A 25,702-nucleotide genomic window follows, 5' to 3' on the forward strand; every position below is an offset into this window, starting at 1 on the left:
CCCGGGCTCAGCCCCCGGTGGCGACCGGCTCGGCTTGCCGGGTGGACCGCGTCGCGGCGTAGGACACCGCCACGCCGGCCGCGCTCAACGCGGTGAACACCGTGAACAGCATGTGCGCCGCCATCTCCTCGCCGCCGGTGGCGGTGTTGACGACGACACCGGCCAAGCCGGCACCGATCGCGGCGGAGGTCAGCTGGACGGTGTTGATCGCCGCGGAAGCGGCGCCGCCTTCGGCCGGGTCCGCAACGGAGGCCATCGCGCGGGCCGACAGGTGCGGCCAGGCCATCCCGATCCCGACGCCGGCGACCAGCAGGGCCACCGCCCACAGCGCGGCGGTCCAGGCCGAGCCGTCGCCGTGTCGGGCGACGGCGCCCAGCGCCAGGCCCGACGCGGCCACCATCGGCGCCAGCATGACCACCCGCCCGACCGTCCGCGGGTTCTCCAGCGATGCGCTGACGATCTCGCTCACCGTCCAGCCCAGCGCCAGCGCCGCTCCCAGGAATCCGGCCGCGATCGGCGTCAAGTGGGCCAGCCGCTGTCCGAACAGCGGCACGTAGGTGTTCACCATCGCCGCGCCCATCAGCACGCCCATGGTGAGGTAGATCCACTTCAGCGGGCCGGACGAGAACACGCTGGGCGGCAAGATGGCCGCGTGCATCCGCCAGTCGACGATCACGAAGACGCCGACCAGGCCGATGCCCGCCGCGAGCAGCCCATACGTCGCGGCGGTGTTGCGCGGGACCTGCGCGACGCTGACGGCCAGCGCCGCCACCCCGATGATCAGCAGCGACCACACCGGGACCTTCATCCTGGCCAGGCCGTTCGTCGGGTTGACGCGGGCCAGCGCGACCGGCACCAGCAGGGCCATCAGCAAGGTCAGGATGGCCATTGCGACGAAAGCCCATCGCCAGATCCCGAGCTGCGCGAACAGGCCACCCGTGGTGGGGCCGACGACGGTCGCGACCCCCCACATCGCCGACACCAGGGCCGAGCCCCTCGTCCACAACCAGCGGGGCAGGGCGGAGTTGATGACCGCGTAGCCCAGTCCGGCCAGCAAGCCGCCGGCGATCCCCTGCATGGCCCGCCCAGCAATCAAAACATGCATGGTTGGTGCGGCAGCGCAAATTAGGCTGGCGATGCCGAACACGGCGAGACTCATCAGATATGACGACCGCGCCCCGATGCGCAGCAGCATCGGATTGACCATCGTCGCCGCGACCACCGACCCCACGAGGTACAGCGTCGTCACCCACGCGTAGAGCCGGCTGCCGCCGATTTCGGCGATGGTGTTGGGCAATAAGCTGGTGGTCAGGAACTCATTTGTGGCGTAGAGCGCCACCCCGCCGGCCAGCAGGATGGAAGTTCTCAGGTACCTCGCGCCCAGCAGCTCACGCCAGCCGCCGGTGATAGTCGCCGCGTCGGTCACCCCTCTACCGTATGGGGTCGCGGGGAGATAAGAGCCGGAGATCGGTTGCCAGCAAACTCATTTCAGGCCGGCGGCGTCCATCCCACGCAGTTCCTTCTTGAGGTCGGCGATCTCGTCGCGGAATCGCGCCGCCAGCTCGAACTGCAAGTCACGAGCCGCGGCCATCATCTGGGCGGTGAGGTCCTTGATCAGGTCGGCCAGCTCAGCGCGCGGCATGCTGGCCGTATCGCGGCCCTCGAACAGCCCCGCGCTGACCGCGCGCCCCGGCTCACCCTGGGCGCGCCGGCCGCGGGACGCATTGCGCCCAGACCCGCCGATCTCCACCGTCTCGCTGTCGTCCGCCTCCCGGTAGACCTGGTCGAGGATGTCGGCGATCTTCTTGCGCAGCGGCTGCGGGTCGATGCCGTGTTCCTCGTTGTACGCGACCTGCTTCGCCCGGCGCCGTTCGGTCTCGTCGATGGCCTCCTTCATCGAATCCGTGATGGTGTCGGCGTACATGTGCACCTCACCGGAGACGTTGCGGGCCGCGCGGCCGATGGTTTGAATGAGGCTCCGCGATGACCGCAGGAAGCCCTCTTTGTCCGCGTCCAGGATTGCCACCAGAGACACTTCGGGAAGGTCCAGGCCCTCGCGAAGCAGGTTGATGCCGACCAGCACGTCATATTCGCCCAGCCGCAGCTGCCGCAGCAACTCCACCCGGCGCAGCGTGTCGACCTCCGAGTGCAGATAGCGCACCCGAATGCCCATCTCGAGCAGGTAGTCGGTGAGGTCCTCGGCCATCTTCTTGGTCAGCGTCGTGACCAGCACCCGCTGATCAACCTCGGTGCGTTTCCGGATCTCGCCGATCAGGTCGTCGATCTGCCCCTTGGTCGGCTTGACCACCACTTTGGGGTCCACCAGGCCGGTGGGCCGGATCACCTGCTCGACGAATTCGCCACCGGACTGGCTGAGTTCGTAGGGGCCGGGGGTGGCCGACAGGTACACCGTCTGCCCGATCCGGTCGGCGAACTCCTCCCAGGTCAGCGGTCGGTTGTCGCAGGCCGACGGCAGCCGGAACCCGTATTCGACCAGGTTGCGTTTGCGCGACATGTCGCCCTCGTACATGCCCCCGACCTGTGGGACGGTGACGTGGGATTCGTCGATGACCAGCAAAAAGTCTTCCGGGAAGTAGTCCAGCAGGGTCGCTGGCGGCGAGCCCGGGCCCCGGCCGTCGATGTGCCGGGAGTAGTTCTCGATGCCCGAGCAGAACCCGACCTGACGCATCATCTCGATGTCGTAATTGGTGCGCATCCGCAACCGCTGCGCCTCGAGCAGCTTGCCCTGGCCCTCCAGCTCGGCCAGCCGCTCGGCCAGCTCCGCTTCGATCGTGGAGATCGCGTGGGCCATCCGCTCGGGCCCGGCCACGTAGTGGGTGGCCGGGAAGATTCGCAGCGAGTCCACCTGGCGGATCACGTCGCCGGTCAGCGGGTGTAGGTAATACAGCGCCTCGACCTCGTCGCCGAAGAACTCGATACGCACCGCAAGCTCTTCGTAGGACGGGATGATCTCCACGGTGTCGCCGCGCACCCGGAACGAGCCACGGGTGAACGACAGGTCGTTGCGGGTGTACTGGACGTCGACCAGCAGCCGCAGCAGCGCATCCCGCGGCACCTCGGCGCCCACCCGGACCTCGACCGAGCGGTCCAGGTAGGACTGCGGCGTGCCCAGGCCGTAGATGCACGACACCGACGCCACCACGACCACGTCGCGGCGCGACAGCAGCGAGGACGTCGCGGAGTGCCGTAGCCGCTCCACGTCGTCGTTGATCGAGCTGTCCTTCTCGATGTAGGTGTCGGTCTGGGCGATGTACGCCTCGGGCTGGTAGTAGTCATAGTACGAGACGAAGTATTCAACCGCGTTGTGCGGCAACATCTCTCGCAGCTCATTGGCCAGCTGGGCGGCCAGCGTCTTGTTGGGCGCCATCACCAGGGTGGGCCGTTGCAGCCGCTCGATCAACCACGCGGTGGTGGCCGACTTCCCGGTACCGGTGGCGCCCAGCAGCACGACGTCGCGCTCCCCCGCCCTGATCCGGCGTTCCAGCTCCTGGATGGCGGCCGGCTGATCGCCGGCGGGATCGTGCGGGCTGACCACCTCGAAGTCGCCGCCGACGCGCACGACGTCGTCGACAGCGCGATACTCCGAATGCGCTACTACGGGATGCTCCGTGGCGAATGCCATGCCACCAGGGTAGAACCGATCACCGACAAGTGCCGCGGAGCTGGTCCGCCCAGGTCAGTACCCGCGCCAAGCCACATCCGCCACACGCGTACCTGTAGGGAAGGACAAGGTGGTTCCCAAACGTGCTAGCGGATGCGCTAGCGGATTCGAGACTCACCTATTGGTACCCGAAGACCCGGACCCGCAGGCCCACCGACCGGGAGGCTAGCCCGCCGGGCGCGTCCACTTTTGAACGTTCGCTCATCAACTGGACGATCTCGGGAGCAGTGCGACCGCCTATAGCCGTTTCTGGGTAAAGCGGATGCTCATAGCGGATTTCCGTACAGCCGAGGCTCCGTCACACGTTGCTCTTGGTCTTCGCCGTGCTTCAACGAAGGCGCTTCAGGCGACGGCGTGTGCCGGTACTTGTCAGGGATATCCGATATGCGGTCCGGGAGCTCGTTGCGAGGAAAGCCGAACCACCAGATGGTGTCCGGCTCGCCCGGTCGGCGGAAGGACGAAGACGGTTGGTTTTCCTGGAAATCGACCAAGTAGTAGTACTGCACCGCCTCGTGCAAATCTGGCCATGGGCCAGGGTCGATGACTGACTCTCTGGTGTCGCGAACGAGTCCCCAAGTTCGGTCCGATGGCGGTGCCGTGTACACGACATACATGATTGGTCCGTCGGTCCACGCATGTGAGACCAGAAACGGTTTATCCGCTCTGTTGTTCTCAGATTCGATGTGGCGCAGAAGGTTTCGCAACACGTCGGCGGCAAAGCGAATTTGCGCGTCGTCGGCGTCAGTTGATCGGCACATTTTTGTTCACCCACGGCGGGCATAGCGTCCAACCCGGTTACACTTCGACTACGCCACTACCCCCTGCGAGCGGATACATCGAGATCACTCCCTTCTGACCCCCGTCAGGGGTCCCGGCGCGCCCTTCGTTGATATTCACCACGATTCTCATCGTCAGGCTCTCACCAGTGTCCTCACAATCTGGGATTCCTACTGGCCCTCGGGTGCAATGGACACGATTGATCGGCACTTCGTAGACCAGGGTCCCGTCTCGATTGCTTATCGGTCGACTATGTGAAATCAAATCCTTGAAACACGCGTACCTGTCGGGAAGGACAATGCCTTTCCCAAACGTGCTAGCGGATGCGCTAGCGGATTCGAGACTCACCTATTGGTACCCGAAGACCCGGACCCGCAGGCCCACCGACCGGGAGGCTAGCCCGCCGGGCGCGTCCACGTCCGGGTGACCGGATCGCACTGCAGCAGGTAGCCGTCGCTCGAGGTGCTCATGGCGAACACCGACGTGCCCGGCCGGTCGCATGAGCTGCCGGCGGCGTGCACGCCCATCGTGATCGGCGCCTTGGCCCAGCTGCTGCCCTCGCAGACGATCTGCTCGTTGTTGGTCGGGTCGTAGGCGACCTTGCCGACGTCGCTGCACAGCCCGCCGAGCACCGGCGGCGCCGGCGCGGACGCGGTGGTCGAGGTGTTGATGACCTGGGTGGGGTCGCCCAACGCCACCTTCGCGGGCACGTCGCCGGTCCGGGCGGCGACCACCGGCACCCGCACCACCGCCCCCTGGGCGCCGCACTCGTTGCTCAGCACGGTCTCGGTCATCGTGCCGCGCAGCGTGCCGTCGGTCTGGGGCGCCAGGGACCAGGCGATGGTTTCCTGCTGGGTGGCCCGGACCTGGCCATTGGGCTGAGTGCAGCCCACCCTCTGCTGCGCGGGGGCGCCCTGCCAGTAGCCCCCGACGAAGCGCAGGGTGTCGGCCTGTCCCCCGTCGGTGGTGTTCGCCACCTGGTGGGTGGCATCGTCCAGCTGGATCCCGGTGGCCGCGCATCCATTGGTGGTGCACGCCGACCGGAATGCCCACCAGCTGGTGGCGGCCCCGTCGTGCCGGATCGAGATGCCGTTGGTGGTGCGCTTGGTCTGGTCGTAGTCCAGCTTGTAGGTCCCGTTCAGCACCGGGCCGCCCGCGGTGGGGGCGGCGCTGGCGGCCGGGGCGGACGGCCTCGATGCGAGTGCGGGGTTGCTCGGCGGCGTGTCGGGCTGAAACGAGTAGAGCAGTGACCAGGTCGCCGCGACGGCGATGAGCACCGCACACACCAGCGCGGTCGACCACCTGGTCTTCGCCGAAAACCGGTGACCCAGCCCGGCCACGGCGCCGGCGGGCCCGCGCCGGCGATGCGGTGTAGACACGGCGGCGCGCGGCTGGGCGTCGGGGCCGACCTCGGAGGCACCGCCGGCCGGCTCGCTGAGGGCGGCGGCGAACGCGCGGCAGCGCTCGAACCGGTCCTCGGGTCGCTTGGCGAGGGCGCGGAAGAACACCTCGTCGAGCTCGGCCAGATCGGGGCGGAAATCGCTGAGCCGGGGCGGGTCCTCGTGCAGGTGCTGACTGATCACCGCGATCGGGTTGGAGTGCTGGAACGGCGGCGCCCCGGTCAGCAGGTGGAAAGCCGTTGCGGCCAAAGCGTATTGGTCCGCCCGGCCGTCGATCGGGGAACCCGTCAGCTGCTCGGGCGCGGCGTATGCCACGGTTCCGACCGCGACGTTGGTTTCGGTGATCCCGCTGATGTCGCCCAGGTGACGCGCGACGCCGAAGTCCGCCAACAGGATTCGGCGCTCCCCCTCATCGGGATGGGTGAGCAGGATGTTGGCCGGCTTGACGTCGCGGTGCAGCAGGCCACGGTCGTGGGCGTAATCCAGCGCGCCCGCGACCGCCTGCACGATGGCGCACACCTCGTGGATCGGCATGCCGTCGGCGTAGTTCTCCTTGACCAGCCGCGAGGCGTCGGTGCCCTCGACGTAGTCCATCGAAATCCACAGATGCCCGTTGAATTCGCCCCGGTCGTGCACACCGACGATGTGCGGATGCCACAGCGTCGCCGCGAGATCGGCCTCCCGGTTGAACCTTTCGCGAAACTCCGGGTCGGCTGTCACCGCCTCGGCCAGGACCTTGATCACGTCACGGCGGGGCAGCCTGGGGTGCAGCGCGAGATACACCTCGGCCATGCCACCCGCGCCCAGCTGCCGCAGAATCGTGTAGCCGGCGAACGACGCCCCGTTACCGACCGCAAGTCGCGACCCCGACGAGTCGCTGGGCTGTTGCGCCACCACGGGTTCCGCGTTCGGCGCGGAATCGACGGGGGGTATCCGGCGGAACATCTGCCCGATGGGCATGGCGGGCAACGAGTGAAAACCCGCACGCAATGCCTCACGGGCTTGCCGCGGGTTGCTCAGCAGCCGTCGCCCGGCGCCGATGCGCCGGGTAGTTCCCCTGTGTTCGTTCGTCACAGCATTGCCCCCTCGTTTCCCGGCACCGCCCCGGTGTCACCGCACTGTGATGCGGATCGCACACCAGGGCACGCGCATAGCGATTGGGCCCTCTACTCCGTCTCGCCAGCTGCCGGCACAACGCTGTGCTCGGCGCGCGGACACAATCGAGCTTTCCCCTCCGGTTCGAATAATGCCGCACCGCCGTAGGCGATTCGTCGCAGCAGGCTATGAAAGGGCTATGAGAGGCCGAATCGAAACAAAGCGAAGTCACAGCTGGGTCCAATAGAGCGCACTGCCGAAACGGGCCGATACTTGAGTAGTGACTCGACCCGCTCCGCCCATCCTGACAATTCGGCACGACGGGTCCCAACGATCCTTCGCGGCCGGCCACGAGGTGGTCGTCGGGCGCGACGTTCAGGCCGACGTGCGCATCGCCGATCCGCGGATCTCCCGCGCGCATCTGATCCTGCGGTTCGACCAAGGCCGGTGGCTGGCAATCGATAACGGCTCGCTGAACGGGACCTACCTCAACGGCTACCGGATGCCGGTGGTCGACATTCACGACGGCCAGAGCATTCACGTCGGAAACCCGCAGGGACCGCGCCTGACCTTCGCGATCGGACCTCAGCAGGGTCATGCCGGGCATCCGCCGCGCACCCGGCCGAGCCACGATTCCGGGCCGCCGACCCTGCCCTGGTCCGCGGTTGCTGAGCAAACGAACCCGACCCACCCGCCGCTGCCCCCGCAGGCCCGGCCGGGCGGCCCGGGCCGGAGCCCGGCGCGTGGCGGTCCGCAGGGGGCGCCGTCGCGCCCCGTGCAACCGCGGCAGCCGGCCAGACCGCCGAACGCGCCGCCGCGACAACCGGCGACACCGCCGCCCCGTCAGGCGCCGCCACCCCGCGTGCCTGCGCCACCGGCGCCGCGTGGCACACCGCCCGACCAACTCACCGTGATCGACCCCGGCTCGCCGGCAAGGTTGCAGGTCACGCCGCCGATCGCGGGCGAAACCGCCGCACCGTCGCAGCCATCCCCCACGCCCGCAGCGGAATTCACCGTCATCGACGCCAAGACGGCCGACGTGTCGAACCTGGCGACGCGTTTTGTGAAATTGCTCTCGCCGCGCGCGTCCTCGGCCGCCGGCACGGCCGGCGCCATGACGATCGGCCGGGCCGCCGAGAACGACATCGTCGTCTCCGACGTCCTGGCGTCGCGTCAGCACGCGACCCTGGTGCCCACCCAACTGGGCACCGAGATCCGGGACAACAGCGTCAACGGAACGTTCGTGAACGGCACCCGGATCGGGTCGGCCATCCTGTCCGAGGACGACATCGTCACCATCGGCAACGTCGACCTGGTGTTCCGCGACGGCACCCTGACCGAACACGGCGGCGCCGCCACCCGCACCGGCGGTTTGGAAGTGCGCGACGTCAAGTACGTCGTCGACAACGGCAAACAACTGTTGGACGACATCTCGCTGACCGCGCGCCCCGGCACGCTGACCGCCGTGATCGGCGGTTCGGGCGCCGGGAAGAGCACACTAGCCCGGCTCATCGCCGGCTACACCATCCCGACGTCGGGCTCAGTGACGTTCGAGGGCCACAACATTCACGCCGACTACGCGTCGCTGCGCAGCAGGATCGGCATCGTCCCGCAGGACGACGTGGTGCATCGCCAGTTGACCATCAACCAGGCGTTGGGCTACGCGGCCGAGCTGCGGCTGCCGCCCGACACCAGCAAAGCGGACCGCGCCAAGGTGGTCGCCCAGGTGCTCGAGGAGCTCGACCTGACCAAGCACGCCGATACCCGCGTCGAGAAGCTGTCCGGCGGGCAACGCAAACGCGCCTCGGTGGCGCTCGAATTGCTGACCGGGCCGTCGTTGCTGATCCTCGACGAGCCCACCTCCGGCCTGGATCCCGCGCTGGACCTGCAGGTGATGACGATGCTGCGCCAGCTGGCCGACGCCGGCCGTGTCGTGCTGGTGGTGACGCACTCGCTGTCCTACCTGGACGTCTGCGACCAGGTGTTGCTGATGGCGCCCGGCGGCAAGACGGCCTACTGCGGCGCGCCCGACCAGATCGGCGGGGCGATGGGCACCACCAACTGGGCGAAGATCTTCACGCAGGTCGGCGCCGACCCCGACGAGGCCAACCGCCGTTTCCTGGAACAGAAGGAGGCGCAGAAGCGGCCGCAGAAGTACCTGCCGGACAAGACCGACGAGCCGAGCAGTCTCGGCGAACCGGTGCACACCAGCGTGCGGCGCCAGATCTCGACGATCGCCCGCCGCCAGGTCCGCCTGGTGATCGCCGACCGCGCCTACTTCGTCTTTCTGGCGCTGCTGCCGTTCATCCTCGGCTCGCTGTCGCTGACGGTCCCGGGCAGCAACGGATTTCATGTCCCGGCACCCAACGCGGGGACGCCCGACGAGGCCGCGCAGATACTTGCCCTGCTGATGCCGGCCGCGGCATTCATGGGTACCGCCTTGACAATTCGCGACCTGGTCGGCGAGCGCGCCATCTTCCAGCGCGAGCAGGCGGTCGGGTTGTCGACCACGGCCTACCTGCTCGCCAAGAGCGCGGTGTTCTGCGGGTTCGCGATACTGCAGTCGGCGATCGTGACCGCGATCGTGGTGATCGGCAAGAGCGCCCCGACGCGCGGCGCGGTGCTGTTCGGCCACTCGACCGTCGGGGCCACCGTCGAACTGTTCGCCACTGTGGCGGCGACGTGCGTCGCCTCGGCCATTCTGGGCCTGGCGATTTCGTCGCTGGTTCGGTCCAGCGAGCAGATCATGCCGCTGTTCGTGGTGACGGTGATGGCGCAGCTGGTGCTGTGCGGCGGGATGGTCCCGGTGACCGGCCGGCTCGGTTTGAACCAGCTGTCGTGGGCGATGCCGGCGCGCTGGGGCTACGCCGCGGCGTCGTCGACGGTGGACCTGCGCCACCTGGTGCCCGAATCGCTGCTGTCCCAAGACCGGTTCTGGCAACACACGTCCAAGATCTGGCTGCTGGACATGGGCATGCTGGCCGCATTGTCGCTCTTCTACGCCGGGTTCGTGCGGTGGAAGATCCGGTTGCGCCGTTAAGGAATCGCCCGGCGGCGGTAGGGTGACATCATTCACCCGCCGAAGCACGAGACGTTCGACCTCCCGGCCCGCACGAACACCGATCCCAAGGGGATCGTGCGGACCGTTGACGAGTACGCGGTGCACCCGTGGGGCCTCTACGTCGCCCGCCCTACTCCCGGTCGCGCCCAGTTCCATTACCTCGAGTCGTGGCTGCTGCCGTCGTTGGGCTTGCGCGCCACCGTGTTTCACTTCAATCCCGGGCATGAACGCGACCACGATTACTACCTGGATGTGGGCGAATACTCACCCGGGCCCACCGTGTGGCATTCCGAGGACCACTACCTGGACATCGAGGTCCGCACCGGCGCCAGCGCCGAGCTCACCGACGTCGACGAGTTGCTGGATGCCGTCCGGCACGGATTGCTGACTCCCGAGGCCGCGGAGCAGGCAGTGCGACGCGCCGTGGTCGCCGTCGATGGGTTGGCCTGCAACGGCTATGACCTGTCGCGGTGGCTGGCGCACCACGGCATGGCGCTGAGCTGGCGCGGGTCGTAGTGTGCCTGAACTGCCGGATGTCGAAGGATTCCGGCGCGAGCTTGCTAAAACCTTGCCCCGCCGCCGGATTGAACACGTTGATGTCCTTGACCCCGGAATCCTGCGCAACACCTCCGCCGCCGCGCTCGCCCGGCGCCTGGCCGGGCACCGTTTCCGCGCCCCGCGCCGGCACGGCAAATGGCTGGTACTGCCGACCGATGGCCCGGCGCTCCTGATCCACAGTGGCATGACCGGACACCCGTACTACGCCGAAGCGGGCGCCGAGCCGGAAAAGTATGAGCGCCTGGTGGTGTCGCTCGACAAGGGTGAACTGCGCTACGCCGACCTGCGCAAGCTGCGCGGGGTGTGGCTGACCGACGACGAGGACGACCTGGCGGACGTGCTGGGTTCGCAGGGGCCCGACGCGCTGGGCATGGGTCTGCGAGAGTTTCGCGACGTGATTGCCGGGCGACGCGGCCGGCTGAAACCGACACTGATGGACCAGTCGGTGATCGCGGGCCTCGGCAATCTGCTCGTCGACGAAATCTGCTGGCGGGCCAGGATACGGCCCACCGTTGCGATTGCGGAGTTGGACGACGGAACCGTCAAGGACTTGCATCGCGCCATGACGCAGGTGCTGCACACGGCGGTGCGCCACGGCCGGGTGCCCGGCCTCCCGCGCTGGCTCACCGGGGCACGCGACGATCCAGACCCGCACTGCCCGCGCTGCGGCAGCGCCCTTCGCCACGGCCGGATCGGCGGCCGGATGTCGTTCTGGTGTCCCCATTGCCAGCCCTAGGGGCTGCACCGAACAGCCTGGTGGGCCGGGCGACGTTGGGCGTAATCTCAGCTGCTATGACCTCCCAACCCCGCAGGTGGCTGCCGATCGCCGCGCTGACGGTCATCGCCGCCGGCGCCCAGCTGAGTCCCTCAATCGCACGAGCGGATCTGCACAACATCACCTATCGGGCGAGGATCGACGCTTTGACGACCGGTAGCCAGGCCACGTTCGTGACCAACGGCGGCCAGACGAGCACGACCGGGCTTCCTTCCATGCCCGGCAACGTATTCGAGGCCAACACCGTGCTTCCCGACCCGGCGCAGGCCGGCCTGCGGATTGTGCTGCGCTTTCCCTACGCGGCCAACGTGCACTGCGAAATCGACGCCGACGACAACGTTTTCACCCAGACCGACCAAATGGTGAGACCGACGGCCGGTAACAACGATCCCAACAATGGTGCGCTGCAGTGCGGCGCACCGTTGCCCTGATAAGGGTCAGGGCTTCCAGCCCGTCGAGTCGGCCCACTCCCAGGCCCGGCGGTACGCGTCCAGGAACCACGGCTCTTTCACCTCGACGTAGGCCGCGGTGTCTCCGGCGCCGCCCTTTTCGGCGGCGCGCTTGACGTTTAGGTAGTCGGCTCGGGCGGCGGGGTTGGCCGTCAGCCAGTCCACGAACAGCAGGGCGAACTGCTGATTGGGCCAGCCGTCCACCCGGATGTGCACGTTGGTCGGTCGACCGGGATCGGCCGAGGCGTGAACTCGCTTGAGCCACAGCCCCGGATCGTCCCGGTGGTCGTAGCTCTCGACGGTGCTGCGGGCGTCGGGCTTGGCCACGTCCTCGGCGACGTGCTCGATGCGCGGGTACCCGGCGGACAGCAACGGCTCGACGAGTTCGTCTGCGACTGCCAGGGATTCGACGGTGATCTGAACGTCGATGACGTCCTTGGCCGGTAAGTCCGGCACGGCGGTCGAGCCGATGTGATCGACGCGCAGCGCGCGGTGACCGCAGCTGGTCTTGAGGCGGCTCACAATTCGTTGCGCCTGGTCCGACCAGCTCGGGTCGGGCGGCACCAACCGGGCCGGAGCCCGGACGATCTGGTGTGCGCTCAGGTTGTGCGCGAACGGGACGATGCGGGTGTCCCACACGTCGTGGGCCCGCTGTACCAAATCCTCGAGGCTGCCCGAGTTGTCCACCCAGATGTCGGCGACCGCGCGGCGCTGCTCGTCGCTGGCCTGCGCGGCGATCCTCGCGCGGGCGTCATCCTCGGGCATGCCGCGCTGGTCGACCAGTCGCCGCAGCCGCACCTCCACGTCGGCGTGGACGATGACGACGAGCGGGAACAGTGGCGCCATCCCGGACTCCACCAGCAGCGGAATGTCCTCGACCACAACGGAATCCTCGGGCACCGAGGCGATGATCTCCGAACGGCGATTGCCCACCAGCGGGTGGACAATCCCGTTCAGCGTCTTGCGTGCCTCGTCGTCGCGAAAGGCTTTCGCGGCCAACGCCGGTCGATCCAGCGATCCGTCCGCAAGCAGGATGTCGCTTCCGAACGCCTCGACCAGCGCGGCCAGGCCCTCGGTCCCCGGCTGCACCACCTCACGTGCGATGACGTCACCGTCGACGATGACGGCACCGCATTGCTCGAAGGTGGACGACAGCGCCGACTTGCCGGCGCCGATGCCACCGGTCAACCCGATCCGCAGCATGACGTGCTCAGCAGAGCGTCACGCGTTGCCGGCGAGTTTCTCCCGCAGAGCGGCCAATTGGGCGTCGCTGGCCAGCGATCCGCCCGCCTTCTCCGGAGGAGCACCGTTGCCCGGCGACTGCTCGGTGTGCCCGGCAGCCTCGGCGGCGGCGAACTTCTCCATCTGCGCCGTGTGCATCTTGTGCCGGCGCTCGGCCTCGGCGTAGCGGGCTTCCCACTCGTTGCGCTGCTTGTCGAAGCCCTCGAGCCATTCGTTGGTCTCGGAGTCGAAGCCTTCGGGGAAGATGTAGTTGCCCTGCTCGTCGTAACTGTCGGCCATGCCGTACTTCGCCGGGTCGAACTCGTCGGTGTAGTCCTCGTTGGCCTGCTTGAGCGACAACGAGATCCGGCGGCGCTCCAGGTCGATGTCGATGACCTTGACCATCGCGTCGTCGCCGACGGCGACCACCTGGTCGGGGACCTCGACGTGGCGCTCGGCCAGCTCGGAGATGTGCACCAGACCTTCGATGCCCTCCTCGACACGCACGAACGCACCGAACGGAACCAGCTTGGTGACCTTGCCGGGCACGATCTGGCCGATGGCGTGGGTGCGGGCGAAGTGGCGCCACGGGTCTTCCTGAGTCGCCTTGAGCGACAACGAAACCCGCTCGCGGTCCATGTCGACGTCGAGCACCTCGACGGTAACCTCGTCGCCCACCTGCACCACCTCGGACGGGTGGTCGATGTGCTTCCAGGACAGCTCGGAAACGTGCACCAGACCGTCCACACCGCCGAGGTCGACGAACGCACCGAAGTTGACGATGGAGGAGACGACACCCTTGCGGATGGCGCCCTTCTGCAGCTGGTTGAGGAACTCGCTGCGCACCTCGGACTGGGTCTGCTCCAGCCATGCGCGGCGGCTCAGCACCACGTTGTTGCGGTTCTTGTCCAGCTCGATGATCTTGGCCTCGATCTCCTTGCCGATGTACGGCTGCAGATCGCGCACCCGGCGCATCTCGACCAGCGAGGCGGGCAGGAAGCCGCGCAACCCGATGTCGAGGATCAGGCCACCCTTGACCACCTCGATGACGGTGCCCTTGACGGCCTCGTCCTTCTCCTTGAGCGCCTCGATGGTGCCCCAGGCGCGCTCGTACTGCGCGCGCTTCTTGGAGAGAATCAGGCGACCCTCTTTGTCCTCCTTGGTGAGGACCAGGGCTTCGACCTCATCACCGACGGAAACGACCTCGTTGGGGTCGACATCGTGCTTGATGGAGAGTTCGCGGGCGGGGATGACCCCTTCGGTCTTGTAGCCGATATCGAGGAGCACCTCGTCCCGGTCCACTTTGACGATCGTGCCTTCGACGATGTCGCCATCGTTGAAGTACTTGATCGTTTTGTCTATTGCGGCGAGAAAGTCCTCGCTCGAGCCAATGTCGTTGACGGCTACTTGCGGCGAGGTGACGGCGGGACTCGGCATGTTGTTGGGTTGCTCCGGACAGGTTTGGTCGTAGGGACAATTGGGATTTACCTGTCGAGGCTACTCGACTGTGCTGATGCTGGCCAAACCCAGCCTCTCTTACCTCTGAATATCTGACGCGGACATGACGTGCGGGCAAATTTTGGGCCGCTTTGTCACCGTGGCGTTCCGTGGCGTTTTGCTCGCGAGGCCGCAGGGCCGCTCCAACTGTCAAAACCTGGCGATCAGCACTACTCCGCACACCATGAGGACGCCGCCGAGGGCCCTGGGCAGCGTGATCGGGTGAGGATCCAGCCGCAACCAGCCAAAATGGTCGATCACCAGTGACATGATGAGCGCTGACGTGACGGTGATGCCCATGAACGTGCCGGCCCCGACCCGGTTGACCAGGGTGAGGCCGGCATAGACCTGGACGGCCCCGACCAGGCCACCGACCACGGCCCACCAAGGCATCGACGCGACGTCCCTGGCCGTGGGCAGCGGTTTCGGCATCAACAGGAATGCGGCAACGAAGAAAACGGTGATCACCGCGAAGGACACTGCCGACGCCAGCCACGGGTTGATCAGGTGCTTGTAGAGCTGGCCGTTCATGGCGGCTCCGCACGTCTGAAGCGCGCCGCCCAGGACGATGAACGGAATGATCCAGCCTGCGTTCATGACACTCCCGGGTTCGTCGCGCTAGTCGTCGCCTGCGGTGTGACCCGGATTCGCTCGCGACAAACGCCGGTGTCGACGTTCGCTTAGTGCGCAACCACGTCGGCCGGATCGCCGCGCTAATGCGCCGCGGCGTCCCAGCTGCGGCCGTAACCCACCGAAACCTCCAGCGGCACGTCGAGCGGGTAGGCGCCGCCCATTTTGGCGCGTACCAGCGCCTCCAGCTGGTCCCGCTCGCCGGAGGCGACCTCGAACAGCAACTCGTCGTGCACCTGCAGCAAAATCCGGGACGAAAGCCCTGCGTCTTTGATCGCCCTGTCGACCTCGAGCATCGCCACCTTGATGATGTCGGCCGCGCTGCCCTGAATCGGCGCGTTGAGCGCCGCCCGCTCGGCGGCCTCGCGCACCTGACGGTTGCTGCTGTCGAGTTCGGGCAGGTACCGACGGCGGCCGAAGACCGTCGACGTGAAGCCGTCCTTGCGGGCCTGCTCCACGACGTCCATCAGGTAGTCGCGCACCCCGCCGAACCGGGCGAAGTATTGCTCCATCTGGTCTTTGGCTTCCTCGGTGGAGATTTTCAGCTGCGCGGACAGCCCATAGGCGCTCAATCCGTAGGCCAGGCCGTAGGACATCGCCTTGACCCGGCGGCGCAGCTCGGCGGTGACCTCTTCGATCGGCACGCCGAATGCCCGCGAGGCGACGAACGAGTGCAGGTCCTCCCCGGTGTTGAACGCCTCGATGAGGCCCGCGTCCTTGGACAGGTGGGCCATGATCCGCATCTCGATCTGGCTGTAGTCGGCCGTCATCAGCTCGCTGTAACCGTCGCCGACGACGAACGCGTCGCGGATCCGCCGGCCCGCCTCGGTGCGGATCGGAATGTTCTGCAGGTTCGGCTCGGTCGACGACAATCTGCCTGTGGCCGCGATGGTCTGGTTGAACGTGGTGTGGATGCGCCCGTCCGAGGCCACCGAGTTCAGCAACCCGTCGACGGTGACTTTCAGCCGAGTGGCATCGCGGTGGGTCAGCAGATGCTGCAGGAACGGATGGCCGGTCTTGTCGAACAGCGATTGCAGGGCATCCGCGTCGGTGGTGTAGCCGGTCTTGGTGCGCTTGGTCTTCGGCATCTCCAGCTCGTCGAAGAGCACCGTCTGCAACTGTTTTGGCGAGCCCAGGTTGATCTGCTTGCCGATCACTGCGTACGCCGCCTCGGCCGCGTCGCGGATCTGGTGGGCGAAATCGCTCTGCAGCTCGTTTAGCAGATCCAAATCGACTGCGATACCGGCGTTTTCCATGCCGGCCAGCACCGCCTGCACCGGGAGCTCCATGCCGCTCAACAAGGACGTGGAGTTGATGCGCGCCAACTCCTCGTCGAGCGCGTCGGCCAGGTCGAGCACCGCCACGGCGCGCAGGATCAGCGTCTGCACCGCCTGGTCGTCGGTGCCCTCGTCGTCGTCGAGCAGCGAAAGTTGTTGCTGTTCGGGGTTTTCCGCGCGCAGCTCGCGGCGCAGGTAGCGCAGCGAAAGGTCGTCGAGGGAGAAGCTGCGCTGCCCGGGCCGCACCAGGTAGGCGGCCAGCGCGGTGTCGGAGGTGACGCCGGCCAGCGTCCAGCCGCGTCCGGCCAGGTCGTGCATTGCCAGCTTGGCCTCGTGCAGCGCCTTGGGCGGACCGGGGTCGGCAAGCCAAGACGCCAGCGCCGCTTCGTCTTCTGGATCCAGCGTCGCGGTGTCGATGTAGCGGCCCTCGCCGTCGGCGGAGACGATGGCCAGCGCGGTGGCGTCGGCGTCGTAGGCCAGGTGGGTACCGACGACGGCCAGGCCGAACCGCTTTCCCGAGCTGTGCTCGGCCAGCCACACGGCGAGCTCGCCGGCTTCCAGCGCGCCGCCGCGCACGTCGAAGCCCTCGTCGACCTCGGGCTCCACCGCGGCCAGGGTTTCGAACAACCGGTCCCGCAACACCCGGAACTCCAGGTCGTCGAAGAGCCGGTGAATCTGGTCGCGATCCCACGGCTGCAGCCGCAACGTGTCCGGAGTCTGGGCCAGCGGCACGTCTTTGACGAGATCGGTCAGCTCGCGGTTGCGGATGACGCTGGCCAGGTGTGCGCGCAGCGCGTCGCCCACCTTGCCGCGCACCGAGTCGGCGTTGTCCACCAGCGCCTGCAGCGACCCGTATTCGCCGATCCATTTGGAGGCGGTCTTCTCCCCCACGCCGGGAATGCCGGGCAGGTTGTCGCTGGGATCGCCGCGCAGTGCCGCGAAGTCGGGGTACTGCTTGGGCGTCAGCCCGTACTTCTCGACGACCGCGTCCGGGGTGAAGCGGGTCAACTCGCTGACCCCCTTGCGGGGATACAGCACCGTCACGTTGTCGCTGACCAACTGCAGCGAGTCACGGTCGCCGGTGACCACCAGCACGCGGTAGCCGTCGTTTTCGGCCTGGGTGGCCAGCGTTGCGATCAGGTCGTCGGCCTCGAAACCCTCCTCGGCCAACACCGTGATGCCCAACGCCGCGAGGACTTCCTTGGTGATGTCGATCTGGCCGCGAAACTCGTCGGGCGTCGCCGACCGGTTGGCCTTGTACTCCGGGTAGCGCTCGGAGCGGAAGGTCTGCCGCGACACGTCGAACGCCGCGGCGATGTGGGTCGGGGCCTCGTCGCGCAGCAGGTTGATCAGCATGGCGGTGAAGCCGTAGACCGCGTTCGTGGTCAGCCCGCCGCGGGTTTTGAAGTTTTCGGCGGGCAGCGCATAGAACGCCCGAAACGCCAGCGAGTTGCCGTCCAGCAGCATGAGCGTCGGCGTGGTTTCTTCCTCGCTGGCCTTCGTAGTGGTTTTCGTGGCGGGCACGGCTCTCACTCTAAGCACCCGGTGTGACGGACCAGGCGCCCCAACCGTGCCACCAGCAGAACTGCAACACGTTTCAGTTTTGAGTTTGGGCTGGGTAGTCTGGCCCAGTGCCAGAGGTCACCAGTCAAGAACCCGCGATCGACGGGTGGTTCGCCACCGATGACGCCGGAAATCCCCATCTGATCGGCAGCAAGTGCCCCGAGTGCGGCACCTTCGTGTTCCCGCCGCGGGAGAACAACTGCCCCAATCCGGCGTGCGCCAGCGACGCCCTAGAGTCCGTCGCATTGTCGACCCGGGGAACGCTGTGGAGCTACACCGAGAACCGGTACCCGCCACCGGCGCCCTACCCGGCGGCGGACCCGTTCGAACCGTTCGCCATCGCCGCGGTGGAGCTGGCCGACGAGGGCATCATCGTGCTCGGCAAGGTGGTCGAGGGCACGCTGGCCGCCGACCTGAAGGTCGGCATCGAGATGGAGCTGGCCACCATGACCCTGTTCACCGACGCCGACGGCGTCGAACGCCTCGTGCACGCGTGGAAGGTGGCCTCATGAGCGCTCCGGAACCGCTCTACATCCTCGGGGCCGGGATGCACCCGTGGGGCAAATGGGGCCGCGACTTCACCGAATACGGCGTGGTCGCCGCGCGCGCCGCGCTGGTCGAGGCGGGGCTGGACTGGCAGCAGATCCAGCTGGTCGCCGGCGCCGACACGATCCGCAACGGCTACCCGGGCTTCATCGCGGGGTCGACGTTCGCCCAGAAGCTCGGCTGGAACGGCGTGCCGGTCAGCTCCAGCTACGCGGCCTGCGCCAGCGGTTCGCAGGCGCTGCAGAGCGCCCGTGCCCACATCCTGGCCGGCTTCTGCGACGTCGCGCTGGTCATCGGCGCCGACACCACCCCGAAGGGCGCGTTCGCCCCAGTCGGCGGCGAGCGCAAGAACGACCCCGACTGGCAGCGCTTCCACCTCATCGGTGCGATGAACCCCGTGTACTTCGCGTTGCTGGCGCGGCGCCGGATGGATCTCTACGGCGCGACGTCCGAGGACTTCGCCGCGGTGAAGGTGAAGAACTCCCAGCACGGCCTGCAGAACCCGAACGCCCGCTACCGCAAGGAATCTTCGGTCGAGGACGTGCTGGCGAGTCCGGTGGTCTCGGACCCGTTGCGGCAGCTCGACATCTGCGCCACCTCCGACGGCGCCGCGGCACTGATCGTGGCCAGCGCCGAGTTCGCCCGCAAGCACCTCGGCTCGCTCGAGGGTGTGCCGTCCGTGCGCGCGGTCAGCACGGTCACGCCGCGCTACCCGCAGCACCTGCCCGAATTGCCGGACATCGCAACGGATTCCACCGCCGTCGTGGCCGCCCCGGAGCGGGTGTTCAAGGATCAGATCCTCGATGCGGCCTACGCCGAGGCGGGCATCGGACCCGAGGACGTGAGCCTGGCCGAGGTCTACGACCTGTCCACCGCGCTGGAACTCGACTGGTACGAGCATCTGGGGCTGTGCGCCAAGGGCGAAGCGGAGGAACTGCTGCGCAGCGGCGCCACCACGATCGGCGGCCGGGTCCCGGTCAACCCGTCGGGTGGGCTGGCGTGCTTCGGCGAAGCGATCCCCGCCCAGGCGATCGCTCAGGTCTGCGAGTTGACCTGGCAGCTGCGTGGCCGGGCCACCGGCCGGCAGGTGGAGAACGCCACCGTCGGGGTGACCGCCAACCAGGGGCTGTTCGGGCACGGCTCGTCGGTGATCGTCGCGCGTTAGGACCTACGGGCGCCGGCGATTACGGTCTCAGGCGTCCTTGGACGGGTCCAGGGTCTCCAGGACGACTTCGGCCACCCGTTTCATCGTGGTCCTGCGGTCCATGGCGGCCCGTTGAATCCACTTGAAGGCCTCGGGCTCGGTCATGCCCTGCTCGCTTTGCAGCAGCCCCTTCGCGCGCTCCACGAGCTTGCGGGTCTCCAGCCGGTCGGACAACGAGGCCACCTCGCGCTCCAGCTCGGCGATCTCACTGAAGCGGCTGAGTGCCAATTCGATGGCCGGGATGAGGTCGCTGATGGTGAACGGCTTCACCAGATAGGCCATCGCCCCGGCGTCGCGCGCCCTTTCCACCAGATCGCGTTGGCTGAAGGCGGTCAGCACCACGATCGGGGCGATGCGCTTGCTGGCAATCTCCGAGGCCGCGTCGATGCCGTCGCGGCGCGGCATCTTCACGTCCATGATCACCAGGTCCGGCTGATGGCGCTCGGCCAATTCGACGGCTTCCTGTCCGTCGCCGGCCTCTCCGACGATCTCGTAACCCTCCTCTCGGAGCATCTCGGCGAGATCCATTCGGATGAGCGCTTCGTCTTCAGCGATCAGGACCCGGCGCGGCACAGCGGCGTCGGTGTCGGTCGTGGGGCCTGTCATGACGCATATTGTGTCGTGAACGCCTCAGACCAGCGACCTCGGGGGCGGTGAGGCAGTTGAGCACTCCTGATCCTCTATGGTGGGAGGCTGCCTCTAAGGTAAGAGGCCGCGCGCCCTCGTATCCCAACTGGCAGAGGAAACGGATTCAAAACCCGTCCAGTGTGAGTTCGAATCTCACCGAGGGCACTCAAGCTGTAAGTCCGTTGTTGCAGGTAGGACGGCGTTTCGATGTTTGCTAGATCGCCGCGTCACCCCCTCGTGCCCACACTTTGCCCACAGTTTCAGATAACTTGTCGGCGACTGCAGTGAAATCGTCGTCGAAAAGATCGGCGTAGACATCGAGCGTCATCGCGGCCGAGGAGTGCCCGAGCATCCTCTGAATCACCTTGACGTTGGCGCCCGCCGACACCGCCAGCGACGCCGCGGTGTGACGTAGAGCGTGTGCGGTGATCCGCGGAAATGTCTTGTCGGCCTTCTGGCATCGTTCCACTGCGCCGGCCAGCCAGGACTTATTCGTCGGTGGCGCCAGGTACCCTCCGTCGCGCGCAGGCCAGATCAGTTCGTCGCGGTCCTTGCCCGCGCAGGTAGCCGCGAGCTCGTCGACGACGAACGCCGGTAGCGCCACCGTGCGGCTGTGCCCGGTTTTGAGCGTGCCGACGTGAGTTGTTCCCCCGACAGCCACCGCGTTCTCGTGCAGCACGACACGGCGCCGCAGGAAGTCGACGTCAGCAACGCGCAGCGCCGCGGCCTCACCCCAACGCAGGCCCACGGTCCCGAGCAGCAGCACCAGCGACCCGTAACGCCCCGATTCGATCGCCAAGCAGCGCAGCTGGTCCGGTGAGAGATAGACGTTCTTCCGCTTGCCGCGGCGCGGCAGCTTCACGCCACGCGCCGGATTCGCAGCGATCAAACGGTCCCGGGCGGCGTCATCAAGGATGCCTGCCAGCACCGAATACACCGTGGTCACCCGCGATGCGCTGAGCTTCTTGGACAGCCCGGCGACCCAGGCCTGAACCGCGGTGTAGCGGACGTCGGCAACCTTCGTCGCGCGCCAGTGCGGCTCGACGTACACCCGCCACGCGTTCTCATAGGAGCGATACGCGCTGGGCTTCATATGGCCTTCTTTGCGCAGCAGCCACGCTGTGCCCAACTCCCCGACCGTGACCCGCCCGAGGGATGGCGCGACATACTCCCCGCGCGCTTTGGTGACCTCGACGCTGTTGGCGAATGCCTCGGCGTCCCGCTTGGTTTTGAACCCGCGTTTATCGGTCTGACCCCGTTCGGGAGTCCGGTAGCGGACGCGGTAAAGCGTTGCACCGCTTGATGTTTGATACTTACTGATGGTTGCCACGTCAGTCGCCCTCAACCGACTTGTGGGCGATCTGTTCTTCGCGTTCGATGTCGCGCTGGATCGTGTGCGCGCCGAGCTTGAGGGTCATCGCGTCGCCTGTTTCGCGGCCGGTCATCTTCTCGGCCCACCGCAGCGGGTGCGAATCGCGCACGAACGTCACCTCATCGCCGGCAAGCGGCCACCTGCCCATGCCCCAATCCCATATCCGGGCAGCCGAATAGCGTTCGCCGTTGGACACCAGCGCGCTTTCCTCGGTCGGCAGCAGCAACCGCAGCGGCGATACCTCGAGCGCCAACGCAAGCGCGGCCAGATCGTCGACGTCTATTCGCCGTTCGCCGGCCTCGATACGTCGCAATCCCAACGGCGGAATCGGACGGCCGAGGCCGTCGAGGATCCGGGCCAATTCGGCATAGGTCAGCCGTCGTTTTTCCCGGAGTGTGCGCACCGTTTCGGCGGCATGGGCTCCGATCGGCCCCAGATCCATCGACTTACCTGACACGCCACGAGTATGCGCGATCAAAAATGAAGATTCAAGTATCAGAGTGATGTTGGTTTGCGCAATAAATCGAGACCGTCTATAACTTGATGGAGACGCGATCAGACTGAACGCGGATGAGATCAAAGATAGAGGTTTCAGATGGGCGGCAACGACCTTCCCGAAGTCATGACATCGGCCGAGCTGGCCAAATTCATGCGAACAACGCCCGCATCACTGGCACAGGATCGGTACCTCGGCCGCGGTGTCCCCTTCGTCAGATTCGGGGAACGGCGCGTCCGGTATTTGCGCTCAGATGTGCTCGCTTACCTCGCCGCGAACCGGATGCAGCGCACCGACGATCAGCGCAGCGCCGTGGTATGAGCCAGAAACGAGGAAGCCGGCGCCCGGATGGTGGGGCGCCGGCTTCCAGATCCCAGTTGCCACCGCTGACGAAAGAGACCAGCTGTGAGTCTAGCGCTGGCAACCGACACGGGCACGGCGCTGAGCTGTTGGCGCAATTGCGGCGCAGACATGAAGCGGCGCGCCGGCTTCCGCCGCTGCCACACACCCGCCGACGTGACCCGCTGACGCCGCGAGAACGGGCCGACGGGTGGCCGCGCAATGGCTGACGCTGGCATTGACCGCTCCGACGAGTATCTCGAATGGCTCGCCGAGGACGAACGCCGGGACACAGCGATCCGCAATGGCGCCCACCCGGACGACCCCGGACCTTCTGAACAACCCCCCGACGATGATGGCGCTGAGGCCGCGCAACTGCCCGATCCGGCCGTTACAGGCGCCCGGTTCATCCTCGACCAACCCGCCGAGGTACCCGCGATATGGGGCGAAGGCACCCAAGTGCTCTGGGCGCCAGGAGAAGCGCTGATGATCGCCGGTCCGCAAGGCGTCGGAAAAACCACGCTGGCCGGGCTCATCGTCAAAGCACTCCTCGGCGGCCTCGAAACGGTCCTGGGGCTGCCCTTCGCTGAGTTCGACGGCCGGATTTTGTACTTAGCGATGGACCGTCCGCGGCAGATATCACGTTCGCTGCGAAGGCAATTCAGCGAAAGCGATCGCCCGCTACTGACACAGCGGCTCACTGTGCGCCCGGGCCCGCCGGCCGCCGACATCGCGGTCAATCCGACGCTGCTCGCGGCGATGGCTACCCAACACGCGGCCGACGTCGTGATCGTCGACTCGCTGAAAGACGCCGCGATCGGCCTCTCTGACGACACCGTAGGCGCCAGCTACAACCGCGCGCGCCAACACCTTCTGACCTCGGGCTGTCAGCTCATCGAGCTGCATCACGTTGTCAAGCGCAACAACCGACATGACCAGCCCGGCTCGGCCGTGGACATGATTTACGGCTCGACATGGCTGACCTCCGGCTGCGGCTCGGTCATCCTGCTCGGCGGTGAACCTGGCGATCCTATTGTCGGGTTCCGACATGTCAAGCAGCCCGCCGAGGAAGTGGGCCCGTACCATCTGCTGCACGACCAAGGCGCGGGGATCCTGTCGATTGAGCACGGTATCAATCTCGTCGAGCTGGTGAAGGCGTCTGGGCCGGACGGGCTGACCGCGAAGGGCGCGGCGCAAGCGATTACCGAGAAGCCGCAACCAAGCCGCGCCGATATTGAGAAGGGGCGCCGCAAACTCGACAAGCTAGTTGCTACCGGCGTGCTGGTGCGCATCGAGGGCAGTAAGGGCGGCGATGACGGCGGCGTCGCGGCAGCGTATTTCGTCGCCGAACGCACCGATCACGGCCGATCACGCGCAGACGAAAAACCGCAGGTCAGGGCCGATCACGGACTTTTCGATACCGACGACGATCACGCCGATCACGCACCGATCACGCACAACGACGGAATAGCAGGTCAGGGCGATCACGGCACCGATCACGCCGATCACGCAGCAGGCGATCACGTTTCACCCCACCCCTATATAGGGGTGGGTGAACGGACCCCAGAGGCGCCGGCATGCGGTTGAACGCTGCCGCGGGTCTCGCCGCTTCTGTCGTGCCTAAGTTCCACCCGGCGCGGATCCAGCTGCGTCTCGGGGACGCGTACCGGTTCACCCTCACCGCCGACGAAGCGATCGACCTGGCAACCCGGCTCGTCGTCGGCGTCGACCGGCTCCGCGCCGAACAACTCAACCACGATCACGAGAGGACTCAACCATGACTGAGCAAGTGCCCCTGGATGATCCGCGCCGGCATATCCGGATCCGGCTCCGAGCCGCTCAAATCCTCGTACACGCCCTGTGGTCCGGGCTCTGGCCCGAAGGGGCCGAACTCGCCCGCCGGTCCGCCCTGAACGATTTCGGGCCCGACGCGTCCGCGGAAATCCTGCCCGCCGTGCTCGGGCTGCTTCACGAGTACGCCGACGAACCGCTCGCGATGACAAGCAAGCTGCGCGAAGAGATCGCGCGGCTGCACCTGTACCTCGCGGACGTGGGGGCGGACGGCAAGATCACGATGCCCGGCGACAACACCAGCGGCGCATGACGATTCAGCGCGTTTCGCATGGTGTGCTGCTCGACGCCGATGACGCCGCCTACCTGGTGGGCGCGCTGTCGCGGTATTGCGAACTGCTGCTGGCGGACGGGAAGCAACCTCGGCCGCGGCTGGAATCGCTGCGCGCCAAGCTGAAAGCGTCAGCGGTTACTGACGGTTCGCGTAGTAGCTGCGCGGACACAGCGGCGAAAAGCGGCGAAGATCTCGGACATGTCATCGGCACAGGCGACGCGCGCCGCATCCTCGGCTGCACACCGAGCGGCGCCCGCGATCTCGCCCGCCGCGGCAAAGTCCGCGCCCGCTTCACCGGGACACGATGGTTTTTCGACGCCGCCGACGTCGAACGCTACGCCGAAGCCCGCGCCGAACGCATGGAGCGGTGACCGTGCCTAACGTCGTGACGATTCCCAACGTCGAGCTAGCGAAGATCGGCGTGCATGAAATCAGCACCGGGACATGGACTGTGACCCGCCAAGACCTCGCTGATGCTGTAGCCGCTTACAAAGCCGGCCTGGTCAGAGATCCGGTCATCACCCTCGGCCATGTTGGCGGCCGCGGCGCGCCGGCATTCGGGCGCGTCCGAAATCTTCGGCTCGCCCAGGCCGGCGCCATGCTGGTTGGGGATTTCGTCGACGTGCCGCGCGCCCTGGCTGCCGTGATGGGCTCGGCATGGCCGCAACGCTCGGTCGAAGGATTGACCGGTTATACCGGCAGCGACGGCCGCGAATACGGGTTTGTCCTCACTGCCGTTGCCCTGCTGGGAGCCGAATTGCCGGGCGTGGATGGACTATCCGACGTTGACGACGTAGCCGCCCTGTACGGCGTGGCCGCCCGATCGGCGCGCCGCGTCATCCTCGCCGCCGCACCAGCCAGCGACCGGGCCGCACGCGAACGAGCTGTCCGAGTCGCGGCAGCCCGCCGGCGCCGCACCCAGATCACGATCGGAGCCTGACAAGTGCCCGCAAAAGTGTCAGGTCTCGCCGCGTTCCGCGCCGCGAGGGAGCGCCACGTCGAGCAGCA

At 67.0% G+C, this 25,702-nt stretch carries 23 protein-coding genes and 1 tRNA gene; 13 read left to right on the forward strand and 11 right to left on the reverse strand.

The window, feature by feature from the left end:
• Positions 1-7: 7 nt before the first annotated feature.
• The 4 genes from MTY59_RS23275 to MTY59_RS23290 form a co-directional block, all read right to left on the reverse strand.
• On the reverse strand, positions 8-1,426 hold the full coding sequence (locus MTY59_RS23275; RefSeq protein ID WP_221043242.1) for an MFS transporter: 1,419 nt from the start codon (positions 1,424-1,426) through the stop codon (positions 8-10).
• Between the two features lie 57 nt (positions 1,427-1,483).
• Positions 1,484-3,643: an excinuclease ABC subunit UvrB gene (gene uvrB / locus MTY59_RS23280; protein ID WP_221043243.1), complete on the reverse strand. Its 2,160-nt coding sequence runs from the start codon at positions 3,641-3,643 to the stop codon at positions 1,484-1,486.
• Between the two features lie 305 nt (positions 3,644-3,948).
• Positions 3,949-4,440, reverse strand: a complete 492-nt coding sequence (locus MTY59_RS23285; RefSeq protein ID WP_221043244.1) for a hypothetical protein — start codon at positions 4,438-4,440, stop codon at positions 3,949-3,951.
• Positions 4,441-4,854: 414 nt separating this feature from the next.
• On the reverse strand, positions 4,855-6,819 hold the full coding sequence (locus MTY59_RS23290) for a serine/threonine-protein kinase (RefSeq protein WP_250160901.1): 1,965 nt from the start codon (positions 6,817-6,819) through the stop codon (positions 4,855-4,857).
• Positions 6,820-7,234: 415 nt separating this feature from the next.
• On the opposite strand from MTY59_RS23290, the gene MTY59_RS23295 reads away from it, so the two are divergent.
• The 4 genes from MTY59_RS23295 (at position 7,235) to MTY59_RS23310 (ending at position 11,779) form a co-directional block, all read left to right on the forward strand.
• Positions 7,235-9,994, forward strand: a complete 2,760-nt coding sequence (locus MTY59_RS23295; protein ID WP_221043246.1) for an ATP-binding cassette domain-containing protein — start codon at positions 7,235-7,237, stop codon at positions 9,992-9,994.
• 96 nt (positions 9,995-10,090) lie between these two features.
• Entirely contained in the window at positions 10,091-10,531 is a 441-nt protein-coding gene (locus tag MTY59_RS23300) for a ribonuclease FAU-1 family protein (protein ID WP_221043247.1), read from the forward strand.
• A 1-nt stretch (position 10,532) separates the two neighbouring features.
• Positions 10,533-11,309 (forward strand): Fpg/Nei family DNA glycosylase, encoded by a 777-nt coding sequence (locus tag MTY59_RS23305; RefSeq protein WP_221043248.1) that lies wholly within the window; start codon positions 10,533-10,535, stop codon positions 11,307-11,309.
• Positions 11,310-11,365: 56 nt separating this feature from the next.
• On the forward strand, positions 11,366-11,779 hold the full coding sequence (locus tag MTY59_RS23310) for a hypothetical protein (RefSeq protein WP_221043249.1): 414 nt from the start codon (positions 11,366-11,368) through the stop codon (positions 11,777-11,779).
• 6 nt (positions 11,780-11,785) lie between these two features.
• Here MTY59_RS23310 and coaE read toward each other — a convergent pair whose 3' ends face one another.
• The 4 genes from coaE to polA all read right to left on the reverse strand — a co-directional run bounded on the left by coaE (position 11,786) and on the right by polA (position 17,889).
• Complete coding sequence (gene coaE, locus MTY59_RS23315) at positions 11,786-13,000, reverse strand: dephospho-CoA kinase (protein ID WP_221043250.1); 1,215 nt, start codon at positions 12,998-13,000, stop codon at positions 11,786-11,788.
• Between the two features lie 18 nt (positions 13,001-13,018).
• Positions 13,019-14,455 carry a 30S ribosomal protein S1 gene (gene rpsA / locus MTY59_RS23320; protein ID WP_065031143.1) on the reverse strand — a complete coding sequence of 479 codons (1,437 nt, stop codon included), beginning with the start codon at positions 14,453-14,455 and terminating at the stop codon, positions 13,019-13,021.
• 210 nt (positions 14,456-14,665) lie between these two features.
• On the reverse strand, positions 14,666-15,112 hold the full coding sequence (locus MTY59_RS23325; RefSeq protein ID WP_221043251.1) for a DMT family transporter: 447 nt from the start codon (positions 15,110-15,112) through the stop codon (positions 14,666-14,668).
• Between the two features lie 116 nt (positions 15,113-15,228).
• Positions 15,229-17,889 (reverse strand): DNA polymerase I, encoded by a 2,661-nt coding sequence (gene polA / locus MTY59_RS23330; protein WP_221046615.1) that lies wholly within the window; start codon positions 17,887-17,889, stop codon positions 15,229-15,231.
• A gap of 164 nt (positions 17,890-18,053) precedes the next feature.
• On the opposite strand from polA, the gene MTY59_RS23335 reads away from it, so the two are divergent.
• Both MTY59_RS23335 and MTY59_RS23340 read left to right on the forward strand, forming a co-directional pair.
• A complete protein-coding gene (locus MTY59_RS23335; RefSeq protein ID WP_221043252.1) occupies positions 18,054-18,497 on the forward strand; it encodes a Zn-ribbon domain-containing OB-fold protein in 444 nt (147 codons plus the stop codon).
• Positions 18,494-19,696 carry a lipid-transfer protein gene (locus MTY59_RS23340; RefSeq protein ID WP_221043253.1) on the forward strand — a complete coding sequence of 401 codons (1,203 nt, stop codon included), beginning with the start codon at positions 18,494-18,496 and terminating at the stop codon, positions 19,694-19,696. Before MTY59_RS23335 ends, MTY59_RS23340 begins: the two co-directional genes overlap by 4 nt.
• A gap of 27 nt (positions 19,697-19,723) precedes the next feature.
• Here MTY59_RS23340 and MTY59_RS23345 read toward each other — a convergent pair whose 3' ends face one another.
• Complete coding sequence (locus tag MTY59_RS23345) at positions 19,724-20,341, reverse strand: ANTAR domain-containing response regulator (RefSeq protein ID WP_221043254.1); 618 nt, start codon at positions 20,339-20,341, stop codon at positions 19,724-19,726.
• 112 nt (positions 20,342-20,453) lie between these two features.
• Here MTY59_RS23345 and MTY59_RS23350 point away from each other — a divergent pair.
• Positions 20,454-20,527 (forward strand) — tRNA-Leu (locus MTY59_RS23350).
• 49 nt (positions 20,528-20,576) lie between these two features.
• Here MTY59_RS23350 and MTY59_RS23355 read toward each other — a convergent pair.
• Complete coding sequence (locus MTY59_RS23355) at positions 20,577-21,692, reverse strand: site-specific integrase (protein ID WP_221043255.1); 1,116 nt, start codon at positions 21,690-21,692, stop codon at positions 20,577-20,579.
• A 1-nt stretch (position 21,693) separates the two neighbouring features.
• Positions 21,694-22,314: a helix-turn-helix domain-containing protein gene (locus MTY59_RS23360; RefSeq protein WP_221043256.1), complete on the reverse strand. Its 621-nt coding sequence runs from the start codon at positions 22,312-22,314 to the stop codon at positions 21,694-21,696.
• Between the two features lie 15 nt (positions 22,315-22,329).
• Here MTY59_RS23360 and MTY59_RS23365 point away from each other — a divergent pair, with 15 nt between their 5' ends.
• The 6 genes from MTY59_RS23365 to MTY59_RS23390 all read left to right on the forward strand — a co-directional run bounded on the left by MTY59_RS23365 (position 22,330) and on the right by MTY59_RS23390 (position 25,634).
• Positions 22,330-22,551, forward strand: a complete 222-nt coding sequence (locus MTY59_RS23365) for a helix-turn-helix transcriptional regulator (RefSeq protein ID WP_221043257.1) — start codon at positions 22,330-22,332, stop codon at positions 22,549-22,551.
• Between the two features lie 240 nt (positions 22,552-22,791).
• The gene (locus tag MTY59_RS23370) at positions 22,792-24,156 is read left to right on the forward strand and encodes an AAA family ATPase (RefSeq protein ID WP_221043258.1); all 1,365 of its coding nucleotides are present in this window, start codon (positions 22,792-22,794) and stop codon (positions 24,154-24,156) included.
• Positions 24,147-24,350, forward strand: coding sequence for a hypothetical protein (locus MTY59_RS23375; RefSeq protein WP_221043259.1), 204 nt, complete (start codon positions 24,147-24,149; stop codon positions 24,348-24,350). Before MTY59_RS23370 ends, MTY59_RS23375 begins: the two co-directional genes overlap by 10 nt.
• The gene (locus MTY59_RS23380) at positions 24,347-24,673 is read left to right on the forward strand and encodes a hypothetical protein (RefSeq protein ID WP_221043260.1); all 327 of its coding nucleotides are present in this window, start codon (positions 24,347-24,349) and stop codon (positions 24,671-24,673) included. The genes MTY59_RS23375 and MTY59_RS23380 overlap by 4 nt, the downstream gene beginning before the upstream one ends.
• A 23-nt stretch (positions 24,674-24,696) precedes the next feature.
• The gene (locus MTY59_RS23385; protein WP_221043261.1) at positions 24,697-25,065 is read left to right on the forward strand and encodes a helix-turn-helix domain-containing protein; all 369 of its coding nucleotides are present in this window, start codon (positions 24,697-24,699) and stop codon (positions 25,063-25,065) included.
• Positions 25,066-25,067: 2 nt separating this feature from the next.
• A complete protein-coding gene (locus MTY59_RS23390) occupies positions 25,068-25,634 on the forward strand; it encodes a hypothetical protein (RefSeq protein ID WP_221043262.1) in 567 nt (188 codons plus the stop codon).
• Positions 25,635-25,702: the final 68 nt, after the last annotated feature.

Source organism: Mycobacterium senriense (assembly GCF_019668465.1).
Lineage (GTDB): Bacteria > Actinomycetota > Actinomycetes > Mycobacteriales > Mycobacteriaceae > Mycobacterium > Mycobacterium senriense.